Here is a 13,646-nt window from a genome sequence, read left to right as displayed (position 1 = left end):
AAAGTATGTAAGCGGGGGTAAGTTACCCTGCGATTAACTTAACGCTTTAACATTTACCAATGCTTTACAAATACTTTTAATGAGCCCAGGTCCTTCGTAAATAAAACCAGTGTATAACTGAACCAGGCTGGCACCTGCATCCAGTTTCTCTTGTGCATCTTTAGCCGAATGAATACCTCCTACCCCAATAATCGGGAAAGCTTTATTTGATTTTTCTGAAAGATATCTGATTACCTCAGTTGAGCGAACTTTTACAGGTTTACCACTCAAACCGCCGGTTTCTCCAGCCAAAACTTGCTCTGTAGCCAGGTTTTCGCGACTAATAGTCGTATTGGTGGCAATAATTCCGGCAATTTTGGTTTCAGCAACGATTTCTATAATATCGTCCAGTTGAGCATCGGTTAAATCTGGTGCAATTTTCAGTAGTATCGGACGCGAAATATTGTTTTTATGATTGCGCTGCTGCAAAGTATTGAGGATATTTTTTAATGGCTCTTTCTCCTGCAATTCGCGCAGGCCCGGTGTATTAGGCGAGCTTACATTCACCACAAAATAATCTACCACATCAAAAAGCCTGTCGAAACATTTAATGTAATCACTAACTGCATCTTCGTTTGGCGTGGCTTTATTTTTACCAATGTTACCTCCTACAACAATATCAGGATGTTTATCTTTTAGCAAACGTAAACGCTCAGCCATCACATCTACTCCTTTATTGTTGAAACCCATGCGGTTAATCAAAGCTTCATCATTCGGCAAACGGAACATCCGCGGCTTATCGTTTCCGGGTTGTGGCATCGGGGTTACCGTTCCCACTTCAATAAAACCAAAACCCAAATTACTTAAGGGTTCTACGTATTCGCCATTTTTATCAAATCCGGCAGCTAAACCAACAGGATTCCGGAATTTAATCCCAAAAACCTCACGTTCAAGACCTTTAACATTAAAATCAAAGCTGCTGCGAATGATGGTTTTGCCTAAAGGAAATTTATCATTAAACCATTTTAACCGCTTTACTACAAAATAATGTACATTTTCGGGGTCAAACTTGAAGAATATTGGTTTAATTAAGCGATACATGCCACGAAGATAAGTAAAATATGGAAAATGTAAAAAATATGGAAGATGGAAGAAGAAATGTTCTCCATCTCCCATCCTACATCTCCCATCTTACATCATCCCTCCCTTAGTACGCTGCTGTAAACTGCTCCTGGTGATGCGCGTTATTTTCCAGCTCATCCACAATTACAATGGCCAGATCTTCTACCGAAAGAATAGAGCGGCCAGCTTCGTTAAACACCGGACTTGTTTTACCTAAACGGTATTTACCGGTGCGACCTGTGGTAATCCCCTGGTGCATTTCTATAGCCGGACTAAAAAATAACCAGTCTAGTTCGGTTTCTTGTTTTAGCGTATTGAAATAATCGCGCACTGCCGATGCTCCGGGCTTAAATTCCGCCGGAAAATTCGGACCATCTACAATCTGGTGTCCATCAATCTGCAAGGTACCTGCCCCACCAATAAAAATATAACGTTTAACACCCGAGGCTTTAACCGCAGCCTGAATGGCTTCGGCACCTTTAACGGTATCGTTGTACAGGTTAGGGTTTGTCCAGCCGGCATTAAATGCACTTACTACTGCATCGGCACCGCTTAAAGCTGCAGCTAATTTTTCGGTATCCAGTACATCAACAGCTACTTTGGTTACTTTTTCATCCGAACTTTCGATCTTGTCCGTATCGCGGGCAATGGCTGTTACTTCATTTCCACGGTTTACCAATTCGTTTAAAATTGCTTTGCCTACAAATCCTGAGGCTCCTATTAATGCTACTTTCATATTATTAAATGATTACGCAGATGGGTTGATTACATTGATTTTCGGAAATCTTCCGCTCTGCTTATTGTTTATTATTTTGTTTATTGGTTAATGGTTTGTAGTTGATGGTTCATAGTCAATGGCCCGATCCAACTGGAAAGTAGCAACTGAAAACTGAAACATTTTTTATTACAGTTATGTCCAAATTTTTTTAATCAAATCCCATACTAAAATCTTTTAAGGTTTTTAACGAAAGATCTTTAATCAGTGCGTTTTCGGCATCGCTATACAACTGTGTTAACTGTTTGGTAATTTGTTTTCCTACCGGGCAATCTGGATTGGGTTCATTCTTGCTTTCGCCGAGCAAGCCCTTTTGTTTAACGGCCTTGTACACTTCACCTAAATTAATATCAGCAGGTTTTTTAGCCAGGGTAGAACCGCCCCCCTTCCCTTCTTTACTTTGCACAAAGCCATGTTTATGCAGGTTGGCCAGCTCTTTACGTACCAAAACAGGATTACAATTAATGCTTCCGGCAATGTATTCAGAATTCAATAGCTGCCCGTTCACCTTATCAAGGAGCGTTAAAATGTGAAGCGATATGGAAAAATGACTGCTATTCATACTGTAACTTTTATTATTACAGAACAAAGGTATCAAAAAATTCAGTAAAACAAAAAATGTTAAATCTTTATTCCTAATTCATCTAAAACGTATCTTTGCAACCGAAACTCCCTTTATATTAATATCTTGAAAAAGTTCTTAAAAATCTCGGCCATAACGCTTGCGGCATTATTGGCGCTTTTATTTATTATTCCTTATTTAATCCCACAAACCATTAATAAAGAGATTACCCAAATCATTAATAAAAACATAAAAGGCGAAGTAAAGTTTCAAAGTACCGATATTTCTTTTTTCAACCATTTTCCTTCGTTAACCTTAAACTTAAACGAGTTTTTACTGAAAGGATCGGCCCCCTTCGAGCAGGATACGCTTATTTACACCAAAAAACTGGCGCTTGGCATTAACCTGCTTTCGATATTTTCCAAACAGGTTAAAATCGATGAGTTTTACCTCGATGATGCGCGCATAAACATCCTTACCGATGAAAAGGGCCATGCCAATTACAACGTTTACGAAAGCAAAAAAGAAAACGATACACCGAAAGAAGAAAGTGCAACAGCCATAAAAATTGAAGGCATTTTTATCAACAACAGTAACCTTACCTACAGCGATAAGTCTATCCCGATGATTATCCGTACACAAGGCCTCAATTATACCGGAAAAGGTGATTTAAGCAATGCCATTTTTGATTTGAAGAGTAATCTTTCGATCGATCAAATGGACGTTTATTATGCCAATACACCTTACCTGTTAAAGAAAAAAATAAACGCCAGGCTTATCACCAAGGTAAATACCAACTCGTTGAATTTGATTTTTGACGAAAACAACCTGATGATTAACTCTTTGCCCATCCGCTTTGTCGGTCATTTCTCTTTTTTAAAGGATGGCTATGATATTGATTTCAGAACCAACGCAAAAGAAACTGATCTGCAAAATATTTTCACCGCCTTACCTGCTGAAATTGCTGACAGGCTGGAAAAAACCAAAATTAAAGGCTATGCTGAAATCAATGCCTCACTGATTGGAAAATACCTGGCTGCATCGCATACCATGCCTACGCTTGCTTTTAACATGAAGGTGCGCGAGGGTAACATTTCAAACCCTAATGCTCCTGAGCCCATCAGTAACCTGTTTTTAAATCTTAAAACCAAATTACCCAGCCTTAATCCGGATAGCCTGTTAATTGATATGGATAGCCTTTATTTTAACGTAGGGAAAGACTATGTAGCTTCGGTTACCAAAATTAAAGGTTTATCGGCACCAGAAATTTATACCGACACCCGTTCCAATATCGATTTAGCCAAATGGGCCAAAGTGGTGAATATGGACGATCTGCAGCTTAAAGGCCGCTTAAATATCAATCTGAAAGCTGACGGGAAATACACTAAAAAGGTACAGCGTTCGGGCATCAGGCAGGTTGATACCGTTGTTGCTACCGTACCCAAATTTTCATTAAAAGCCAGTTTGGTGGGTGGCTATTTCAAATACCCTGCCCTGCCTGCTGCTATTGATAAAATTAACTTCAATATTAATGGTTCTAATACCGATGGCGACTACAAAACCACGAAACTGGCGATCGAAAACATCGATATCCAGGCGCTCAACAATTACATCAGCGGTTTTGCGAAGCTGCAAACCGCAGCAGACATGCCGGTAGATATCCAGCTGAAATCGCTGATCAACTTTGCCGATATCAAAAACTTTTATCCGGTTAAAGGTTACGAATTAAGTGGTATCATGCATATCGACCTGCAAAGTAAAGGTCCGTACAATAAAATAAAAAATCTTTTCCCGGTTACTACAGCCAGTATCAAATTAAATAATGGCCGCATTAAAACGCCAGGTTTCGACCAGCCTTTAGAACAGATTGAAATTGATGCCGACCTGATTAACAACGACGGAACACTAAAAAACACCAAACTGAACATTAAACCCATTGCCTTTCAAATGGCTGGACAGCCTTTTATGCTGAAGGCTGATGTGCACAATTTCGAGAATATTGCCTACAACGTTTCTTCGAAAGGCACGATTGATATCGGCAAAATGTACAAGCTTTTTGCTGTTAAAGGTTATCAGGTTAATGGAGTTATTTTCGCCAACGTTTCCTTTAAAGGCTTACAGCGCGATGCCATGGCAGGCAGGTACAGCAAACTGCAAAACAAGGGCACCATGAGTATTAAAGACCTGAATATCCAGTCTGATTTATTCCCCAAAAGTTTTTTAATCAAAAACGGAGTATTTTCTTTCCGTCAGGACAAGATGAATTTTGATGAATTTAATGCCACTTATGGCCAATCTGATTTTAAACTGAATGGCAGCCTGAATAATGTAATCAACTATGTTTTAAATGATAAAGCTAAACTGGAAGGTAATTTTAAGCTGACCAGTAAACAAATTTTAGCCGACGAATTTATGGTTTACTCAGCCGGTGCAGCCAACAATCCGACTACCTCAAATGGGGTAATCCTGATTCCCCATAACATGAATGTTACTTTTTCGGCCAATGCCAGCGAGGTAAAATACAACGGCCTTAATATCAAAAACGCAAAGGGAACCATGCGCATTAACAACGGCGCACTAACCTTACAACAAACCGGTTTTAACATTGCCGGCGCACAGGTAGGAATGGATGCTTCGTATAAAAGCACAAGTCTGAAGAGTGGTTTATTTGATTTTCACCTAACAGCTAAAGAATTCGACATTGCCAGAGCTTATAAAGAAATTAAATTATTTAGAGAAATGGCCAGCTCAGCATCGAAAGTTAAAGGTATTGTAGGTTTAGATTATCAGCTTTCAGGGAAGTTAAACGACCAGATGTTCCCTGTATTCCCATCCCTGAAAGGTGGTGGTGTTTTAAATCTAAAAAAGGTAAGCTTAATGGGTTTTAAAATGATGAACGCAGTGAGTAAGGCTACCAAAAGAGACAGCTTAACTAACCCCGATTTATCCGATGTACAGGTAAAATCGACCATCAAAAACAATATCATTACCATCGAACAAACTAAAATGAAGGTTGCCGGTTTCAGGCCGCGCTTTGAAGGTCAGGTAAGTTTTGACGGGCGTTTAAATTTAAGCGGACGCTTAGGCCTACCCCCTTTTGGTTTATTTGGTATCCCGCTAAGCATTACCGGTACGCAGGAAAAGCCGATTGTTAAACTGAAAAGAAATAAAGAAGGAAAACTCGAAGAAAGTTCTGAAGGGAAATAAATTGATCATTGCTGTTGGTTAAAGCCAACAGCAATGATCATTAATCCAACAAGTGGTTAATCTGTGCATACTGTAAAAGCATAATCGTTTTGCCATCCTTTATTTCGCCGGTAGTAATCATATTCAGTGCTTCATTAAAGCTTGTTTCTAAAACCTCAATATTTTCTTGCTCTTCGTGATGGCCTCCGCCGGCGCTAACTTTCATATCTTTGGTGTATTCGGCCACAAAGAAATACAGGATTTCGGTTACCGAACCCGGCGACATATAAGCTTCGAATACCTTTTTAACCTCTCTAATCTGGTAACCCGTTTCTTCTTCCGTTTCGCGCTTTATTGCCGTCTCCGGGTTGTCCTTATCCAATAAACCAGCACAGGTTTCAATCAGCATACCATCATCATTGCCGTTAATATAAGTCGGCAAACGAAATTGTCTGGTTAAAATAACCGTTTGCTGTCCCTTGTTATAAAGCAAAATTGTTGCCCCGTTTCCCCTGTCGTAAGCTTCACGGTTTTGAACCTCAATGCTACCGTCTTTTTTACGGTACTCGAAAGTTATTTTGTTTAAAGTATACCAATTATCCGAAAGGATTTCTTTACTGATTATCTGAATGTTTTCGTTGCTCATATTATGGTCTGTAGTCCAAAAATACATTTTACCAGCGATGCTCGTTAAGTGCCAGGGTAATAAATATATCATATTCGTTGTCGCTTGCTTTAAAGCTCAACCTTACTGTTGTGAAAAGCAGATACAGTTGCTTTTTTAACGTCCGTCCCGCTATCACTTCAAGTCCGCCCGCGACAAAGCCCTTCCCGCTTCGGGCTTTCCGTTCTATAGGGTCTATTTAACAGCATACCCTGCTAAAATGAACGCATGGGCAAGCCGTTTTAAAAAGTACAATCGTTTCTATTTGAGCACCAGGTTTAAAAAAGCCTTTTAAAATTCGTACTTTTGCAGCCGAAATGATTTCAATAAATAATTTAACATTCCTGATAGGATCGAGAGCCTTATACGATGATGCCAACTGGCACATTAAACCGGGCGACAGAGCGGGCTTGATTGGCGCTAACGGAACAGGAAAATCGACACTTTTAAAATTAATTGTAGGCGAGTATGCCCCAAGTTCGGGTACTATTTCGATGTCGAAAGACCTGAAAATAGGTTACCTGAACCAGGATTTACTTTCTTACGATTCGCACCATAGCATTTTGCACGTGGCCATGGAGGCTTTTGAGCGCCAGAACCAGCTGCACGATGAAATTGAAGAATTGCTTAAAAAAATCGAAACTGATTACAGTGAAGAGGTTCTATATAAACTGAGTGATAAACAACAGGAATTTGAGGCTTTAGATGGTTACAACATCGAATACAGGGCCAACGAAATCCTGGCCGGTTTGGGTTTTAGCACAGCCGATCAGCTTCGTCCGTTAAATACCTTCTCAGGAGGTTGGCGGATGCGGGTAATGCTGGCGAAAATCCTTTTACAAGATCCGGATATCTTATTACTCGATGAGCCAACCAACCACATGGACTTACCCTCTATCAAGTGGTTAGAAAACTATTTAATGGGTTTTGAAGGTGCCATTGTAATTGTATCGCACGACAGGTATTTCTTAGATAAGATTGTAAACCGTACGGTTGAATCGCGCAAAGGAAAATTAACCGTTTATGCAGGTAACTACAGCTTTTATGTAGAAGAAAAAGCACTGCGCGGTGAGATACAAAAAGGCGAATTTAAAAACCAGCAGGCTAAAATTAAACAGGAAGAACGCTTAATTGAGCGTTTCAAGGCCAAAGCATCTAAAGCGAAGATGGCGCAATCGCGCATGAAAGCTTTAGACAGAATGGAACGTGTGGAGGATGTAGACGACGAAAACCCAACTGTTAATTTCGCTTTTAAATTTACAAAACCATCGGGCAGGCACGTAGTGCGCATTGAGCATGCTACCAAGCATTACCCCAATGTCCATATTCTGGAAGATGCAGAAGCTGTGATTGAAAAGGGCGATAAAATTGCATTGATTGGTGCAAACGGTAAAGGTAAATCGACCTTACTACGGATGATTGCCGGTACTGAAAAATTTGAAGGTTTCTGCGAAACCGGTCATAACGTTTCTACCACTTTCTTTGCCCAGCACCAGTTAGAATCATTGCATTTAGGCAATTCGATTTTAGAAGAGCTACAGGCTTTTGCACCTAAACATAGTGATACGGAACTACGTAGTATTTTAGGCTGCTTCTTGTTTACCGGCGATGATGTTTTCAAGAAAATCAAGGTACTATCGGGAGGTGAAAAATCGCGTGTAGCCCTGGCCAAATCGCTAACTACCGATTCGAACTTCCTGATTCTGGATGAGCCTACCAACCACCTGGATATCCAGTCGGTTAATATTCTGATTCAGGCATTAGATCAGTTTGAAGGTACTTTTATTGCGGTATCTCACGACAGGTATTTCCTGGATAACGTAGCCAACAAAATCTGGTTTATTGAGAACGAGAAAATCAAACAATATCCTGGCACCTACGAGGAATACGAAGAATGGAACAGCAAACGTGTAATTCCGGCATCGAAACCTATTCCGGTTAAAATGCCCGATAAACCCAAGGAAGCACCAAAACCTGCCAGCCCAAATACAGCCAATCAGTTAAAAAAGCTGAATGATGAACTGAAAAAAATCGAAGCACTAATTGCTGAACTGGAAACAACGGTTAAAAACATCGAAACGGAACTAGCCGATGAAAATGTTTACAGCAATGCCGATAAACTGGCTGAAGCAAATAAACGTTATCTGGCCGCAAAACAGGATTTAGATAACAGTCAAACCAAATGGGAAACCCTTGCTACCGAAATTATGGAGCTGGAAGGGTAACTACAATTCATAATGAAGCCGCAGATAAACCTGCGGCTTTTTTTTTGCTGTGCGGTCAGGTAATTCAAGCCACTGAGGCGCTGATTTACAAGGAATGCTTTTTGTGGTTATCATAGTGCTCGTAATCCTGAATTTATTTCAGGGTCTATCACTATTAAAGAGATGCTGAAACAAATCCGATAGCTACCTGATCAGCATGACGGAAAGTACACTGTCGCTTCCGTGCATCCGTGGCATTTTAAAGTTGTCGTCATAAATTGAGCTGTCGCATCCGTGGCTGCACTAAGCACAAAACAAAATTTCTTTTTATCTCTGCCGAATACTATGTAGCTTTATCCATGCAAAAACTAATCGCTGTACTACTTTTCTTCATTCCGACACTCACCTTTGCCCAAAACGATAAAACGTTTACCAGCGAAAACAAAATTTACCTTCCCAACATTAAAACTGTGCTGTGTTATAACAGCAATAAAGAGCAGAGCTTGCCTGTTATTATGCTCAATTCGTCAGAAACGATTACTTTTTCTTTTGACGATTTACTGGCGGGCACTAAAAATTACTGGTACACCATTGAGCATTGTACTGCTGAGTGGAAACCTTCACCAATCTCTACTATCGATTATCTAGGCAGCTTTAACGACGACCGGATTATCAATTACCGCTATTCTTCTAATACTGCCAGAAAATATACCCATTACGAAATTAGCCTGCCCAACACACAAATTCAGCCCAAAATTGGAGGTAATTATGTACTAAAGGTTTATTTGGATGGCGATAAAAACAAGCCCGTAATTTCGCAGCGATTCTATGTGTTAGATAGTCAGGTTGCCATAGCAGCCGAAATAACCAACTCCTTACAGGTAGAATTTCGCAACAACAAGCAAAAAATCAACTTCACGGTTAACCATGCCTTCCCAATCCCAAACCCCTACCAGGATTTAAAAGCGGTGGTGATGCAGAACTTTAATGCCAATACTATTCAGTCGAATTCGAGGCCATCTTTTGTACGCCCAAATCAATTGGTGTATAACGATTTAAATACCAACGATTTTTGGGGCGATAACGAATTCAGGAAATTCGATACCCGGAGCTTAAGGTACAAAGCCGATAATGTGAAAGATATCTACCGTGATAAAGAATCGGTAAACGTAATGCTTTTTCAGGATGCGCCACGGAGCGTTGGTGCCTTTGGCAACCAGTTCGATGAAAACGGCAACTTCTTTATCCGCAATACCGATGGCCGTGATGATAAAACAGAAGCCGAATACATGGGTGTTCTGTTTACGCTAAATGCAGCTGCACCCAGTCCTGATGGCGATGCTTACGTAGTAGGCCGTTTTAATAATTACACCATGAGCAACGAAAACAAGCTCTTGTACGATGCCAGCCGCAAACAGTTTTATGGCAACATTATGCTTAAACAAGGCTTATACGATTACGAATTTGCCTGGTTTAACAAAGATACCAACTTGATGGAAACCAAACCCTTTGAAGGCGCTTTCTTCCAAACAGAAAACAGCTACCAGATTTTTGTGTATTACCGCCGTCCGGGTGCCCGTTGGGATACCCTGGTAGGTTTTACCAACCTCAGCAATAAGGTTGGCGACAGAAGATAAATCAAAACCGTCGTTTACACATTAATTGTCAACTTGACTTTTAATGTTACAATACTTACCTTTATTGTTACATTAATTTTCTTTGTTTTATCTGCTGTTCTTTACTTTAGCAAACCAGAAGGAACCAGATAAACACCTAGATAATAAGTGTTTCTAACCAAAAATTATGTTTAAGAAATTAATTGCCGTAGCATTATTAGCCAATCCTTGTGCGCAAATCTTTGCACAAAGCACCAACAGCTCGTACACTCAATCTATTAACGGGACTAAATTAAAATTTGATATGCAGGCTATCCCTGCAGGCAAATTCAAAATGGGAAGTAAAACAGGTAAACCAGACGAACAACCTGTGCACGAAGTTAAACTCGATGCCTTCTGGATCGGGAAACATGAGGTAACCTGGGATATTTTCGAACCTTTCTTATACCGCGATTACGAAAAAAAGGCCAGTGAAGGTGCCATTCCGGCCGAAGTTGATGCCGTAACCCGCCCAACCAAACCTTATCTGGACATGACTTTCGGTATGGGTAAAGAACACCAGCCAGCCGTAGCCATGACCCAATATAATGCCATTCAGTTTTGTAAATGGTTATATGTACGTACCGGCGTTTTTTACCGCTTACCAACCGAGGCTGAGTGGGAATACGCCTGTAAAGCAGGTGCCGAAACCACTTATGGCTTTGGTAACGATGCTGCCAAACTGAGCGATTATGCCTGGTATAAAGACAACAGCGATAACAAAACGCATCAGGTTGGACTAAAAAAGCCAAATGCATGGGGCTTATTCGATATGCATGGTAATGTTAGCGAATGGACCTACGACCAATACATAGCCGATTTTTATGCTAAAAGTGCCGGTAAAACAGCCGAAAACCCTGTAGCAACACCCGAAAAACTTTACCCCAATGCCGTTCGTGGTGGCTCTTACGATGAAACACCCGATAACCTAACTTCAACCGCAAGGCTGGCTTCAAATCCAACCTGGAAACAATTAGATCCGCAAATCCCGAAAAGTAACTGGTGGTTCCCTGAAGCACCGTTTGTGGGTATGCGATTAGTTAGACCGGTTAAAACCCCGTCAAAGGCAGAAATTGATGCTTACTACAACAAGTTACCGATCAAAGACTATTAGTAAATAAAAATATCCTAACCACAATAAAAAACTAAACACATGAAAAAACCAATTAATCAACAAGATCGCCGCGATTTTTTAAAGGCAACAGCCATGCTTGCCGGTGGAGCAATGTTGAGCAGCATCCCATTGGCCGGAGCCTACGCTTCAGGATCGGACACGATTAAAATAGCCTTGATCGGCTGTGGCGACCGCGGTACCGGAGCAGCATTTCAGGCTTTAAGCACTAAATTTAACATTAAACTGGTAGCCATGGCCGATGCTTTCCAGGATCGTTTGGATAGCAGTTACCAATCGCTAAGCTCAAAATTCGGCGCAAAAGTAGAAGTTCCAAAAGAACGTCAGTTTGTAGGTTTTGACGCTTATTTAAAGGCTATTCCATTGGCTGATGTAGTATTACTAACTACGCCTCCGGGTTTCCGTCCTATCCATTTCGAAGAAGCGGTAAAACAAAACAAACAGATTTTTATGGAGAAACCGGTTGCTGTTGATGCACCTGGAATCAGGAAAGTACTTGCAGCTGCCGAAGAAGCTAAAAAGAAGAAACTAAACGTGGTGGTGGGTTTACAACGCCGTTACCAAACCAATTATCGCGAATCGATTAAACGCATTAACGATGGCGCCATAGGCGATATTATGGCAGGCCAGGTGTACTGGAACAGCGGTGGCGTTTGGGTACGTCCGCGTACAGCCAACCAAACCGAAATGGAATACCAAATGAGAAACTGGTATTACTTTAACTGGTTATGCGGCGATCATATTGTAGAACAGCACGTACACAACATCGATATTGCCAACTGGGTAAAAAATGCACACCCGATTTCAGTACAGGGCACCGGAAGCCGTGCGTGGCGTACCGGTAAAGATTATGGCGAAATTTACGATAACCACTCTATCGAATTAACCTACGCCGATGGCGCCATTATTCATAGCCAGTGCAGGCACTTTGAGGGGATCAGCAATCGTGTTGATGAATCATTCCAGGGTACTAAAGGTAAAATCTATCTATCGGGCAGCAACCAGGCCATTATGAAAGATTACAGCGGCAAAGAACTGTACAACCACAATACCAAAGGAAATGCCAACCCATATCAAACCGAGCACGATGAACTTTTCGAAGCAGTTTCTAAAGGCGAGTACAAATTCAGCAATGTAGATTATGCTGCAACCAGTACATTTTCATCAATCATTGGCCGTTATGCAACTTATTCGGGCCAAACCATTAAATGGGATGAGGCATTGGCATCGAACATCAGTTTAATGCCTGAGCGTTTTGCCTGGGATGCGAACCCTAAATTAATGCCTGATGAAAAAGGTTTATATCCGGTAGCGATGCCCGGACAGGCTAAAGTAATTTAACCAATAGTGTAATGCCTTATAAATTGCTATTCCTGCTCATCCCCTTGTTTTTAGGTTTTTCTGTTCAGCAGGAACTTAAACCATATAAAATAAGCGGTTATGCGCAGGGAACTGATTATGCAATTACCTATTACGCCAGCGATAGTTTGGCAACCAAACAGGGCATAGATAGCTTATTAAATGAAATCGATTTATCGATGTCGCTTTATAAAAAGGGATCGTTGATCAATCAGTTTAACGTTTCCAAAAGCGGGGTCAAATTAGACCATTTTATGAGCGCTGTGCTGGAAAGAAGCTTTGAAATTAACCAGGATACCAAAGGTGTTTTCGATATTACGGTAGCACCTTTGGTACAAGCCTGGGGCTTTGGACCTAAAGAAACCAGAACAGAACCTGATCCGGCAACCATCAAATCCATACTGGCCAATGTAGGCATGCAGCGGTTAAAATTAAAAGGTGGCTGGCTTAGCAAGTTAAACCCAGCTGTACAGATTGATTTAAACGGAATTGCGCAGGGCTACAGTGTCGATCTTATTGCCGCTTACCTTGCCCAAAAAGGCATTAAACAATATGTTGCCGAACTGGGTGGCGAAATCCGCATTTCGGGACCAAAACCCGATGGACAAGCCATGAAAATAGGTATCGAAGGACCTGATAAAGACGGTACGCCGGTAATCAGGCATATTGCCGCCATTAATACCGGTGCCGTTACCACTTCGGGCAATTACCGCAAATTTCACCAAAGCGGGAAAAAGAAAATCTCGCACCTGATTAATCCTAAAACCGGATATCCGCTGGATAACGAAATGATCAGTGTAACCGTTTATGCTAACGATGCCATTACCGCCGATGGCTACGACAATGCACTGATGGCCATGCACCTCAAAGATGCCATGGCCTTTGTTGAAAGCCGCAAAAACCTCGAAGCTTATTTTGTATACCATAAAAAAGATGGTACCGTTGCCGACACCCTGACCACAGGGTTTAAAAAATTGATTATCCCCTCCCCTCAGTTTAAAAACTAAA

General features: G+C 41.1%; 9 protein-coding genes and 1 pseudogene. 6 read left to right on the top strand and 4 right to left on the bottom strand.

The window, feature by feature from the left end:
- Positions 1-33: 33 nt before the first annotated feature.
- From HWV58_RS09775 to HWV58_RS09765, 3 genes are all read right to left on the bottom strand, one after another.
- Positions 34-1,080, bottom strand: a complete 1,047-nt coding sequence (locus HWV58_RS09775; protein WP_175633932.1) for a quinone-dependent dihydroorotate dehydrogenase — start codon at positions 1,078-1,080, stop codon at positions 34-36.
- A 106-nt stretch (positions 1,081-1,186) separates the two neighbouring features.
- The gene (locus HWV58_RS09770) at positions 1,187-1,837 is read right to left on the bottom strand and encodes an NAD(P)-dependent oxidoreductase (RefSeq protein WP_175633931.1); all 651 of its coding nucleotides are present in this window, start codon (positions 1,835-1,837) and stop codon (positions 1,187-1,189) included.
- Between the two features lie 190 nt (positions 1,838-2,027).
- Complete coding sequence (locus HWV58_RS09765; protein WP_124560158.1) at positions 2,028-2,438, bottom strand: Rrf2 family transcriptional regulator; 411 nt, start codon at positions 2,436-2,438, stop codon at positions 2,028-2,030.
- Positions 2,439-2,564: 126 nt separating this feature from the next.
- Between HWV58_RS09765 and HWV58_RS24655 the strand changes: the two are divergent.
- Positions 2,565-3,206 (top strand): annotated as a pseudogene (locus tag HWV58_RS24655) (AsmA family protein); the annotation flags it as partial.
- A gap of 2,479 nt (positions 3,207-5,685) precedes the next feature.
- Here the strand turns inward: HWV58_RS24655 and nudK are convergent.
- A complete protein-coding gene (nudK, locus tag HWV58_RS09755; RefSeq protein ID WP_175633929.1) occupies positions 5,686-6,270 on the bottom strand; it encodes a GDP-mannose pyrophosphatase NudK in 585 nt (194 codons plus the stop codon).
- Between the two features lie 335 nt (positions 6,271-6,605).
- Between nudK and HWV58_RS09750 the strand changes: the two genes are divergently transcribed.
- The 5 genes from HWV58_RS09750 to HWV58_RS09730 all read left to right on the top strand — a co-directional run bounded on the left by HWV58_RS09750 (position 6,606) and on the right by HWV58_RS09730 (position 13,645).
- Positions 6,606-8,513: an ABC-F family ATP-binding cassette domain-containing protein gene (locus HWV58_RS09750; RefSeq protein WP_175633928.1), complete on the top strand. Its 1,908-nt coding sequence runs from the start codon at positions 6,606-6,608 to the stop codon at positions 8,511-8,513.
- A gap of 338 nt (positions 8,514-8,851) precedes the next feature.
- A complete protein-coding gene (locus HWV58_RS09745) occupies positions 8,852-10,129 on the top strand; it encodes a type IX secretion system plug protein (protein WP_175633927.1) in 1,278 nt (425 codons plus the stop codon).
- Positions 10,130-10,295: 166 nt separating this feature from the next.
- The gene (locus HWV58_RS09740; protein WP_175633926.1) at positions 10,296-11,261 is read left to right on the top strand and encodes a formylglycine-generating enzyme family protein; all 966 of its coding nucleotides are present in this window, start codon (positions 10,296-10,298) and stop codon (positions 11,259-11,261) included.
- 39 nt (positions 11,262-11,300) lie between these two features.
- A complete protein-coding gene (locus HWV58_RS09735; protein ID WP_175633925.1) occupies positions 11,301-12,620 on the top strand; it encodes a Gfo/Idh/MocA family oxidoreductase in 1,320 nt (439 codons plus the stop codon).
- Between the two features lie 11 nt (positions 12,621-12,631).
- Positions 12,632-13,645, top strand: coding sequence for an FAD:protein FMN transferase (locus HWV58_RS09730; protein WP_175633924.1), 1,014 nt, complete (start codon positions 12,632-12,634; stop codon positions 13,643-13,645).
- Position 13,646 lies beyond the last annotated feature (1 nt).

This window comes from Pedobacter ghigonis, assembly GCF_903166585.1.
Lineage (GTDB): Bacteria > Bacteroidota > Bacteroidia > Sphingobacteriales > Sphingobacteriaceae > Pedobacter > Pedobacter ghigonis.
Note: the sequence above shows the minus strand (reverse complement) of the source record. Positions and strands in the feature narration are given on the sequence as shown.

What these genes read in the sequence shown, in the direction of transcription:
- HWV58_RS09775 (WP_175633932.1), bottom strand. Translation starts at nt 1,080, where the DNA reads ATGTATCGCTTAATTAAACCAATATTCTTCAAGTTTGACCCCGAAAAT.
- HWV58_RS09770 (WP_175633931.1), bottom strand. Translation starts at nt 1,837, where the DNA reads ATGAAAGTAGCATTAATAGGAGCCTCAGGATTTGTAGGCAAAGCAATT.
- HWV58_RS09765 (WP_124560158.1), bottom strand. Translation starts at nt 2,438, where the DNA reads ATGAATAGCAGTCATTTTTCCATATCGCTTCACATTTTAACGCTCCTT.
- nudK (WP_175633929.1), bottom strand. Translation starts at nt 6,270, where the DNA reads ATGAGCAACGAAAACATTCAGATAATCAGTAAAGAAATCCTTTCGGAT.
- HWV58_RS09750 (WP_175633928.1), top strand. Translation starts at nt 6,606, where the DNA reads ATGATTTCAATAAATAATTTAACATTCCTGATAGGATCGAGAGCCTTA.
- HWV58_RS09745 (WP_175633927.1), top strand. Translation starts at nt 8,852, where the DNA reads ATGCAAAAACTAATCGCTGTACTACTTTTCTTCATTCCGACACTCACC.
- HWV58_RS09740 (WP_175633926.1), top strand. Translation starts at nt 10,296, where the DNA reads ATGTTTAAGAAATTAATTGCCGTAGCATTATTAGCCAATCCTTGTGCG.
- HWV58_RS09735 (WP_175633925.1), top strand. Translation starts at nt 11,301, where the DNA reads ATGAAAAAACCAATTAATCAACAAGATCGCCGCGATTTTTTAAAGGCA.
- HWV58_RS09730 (WP_175633924.1), top strand. Translation starts at nt 12,632, where the DNA reads ATGCCTTATAAATTGCTATTCCTGCTCATCCCCTTGTTTTTAGGTTTT.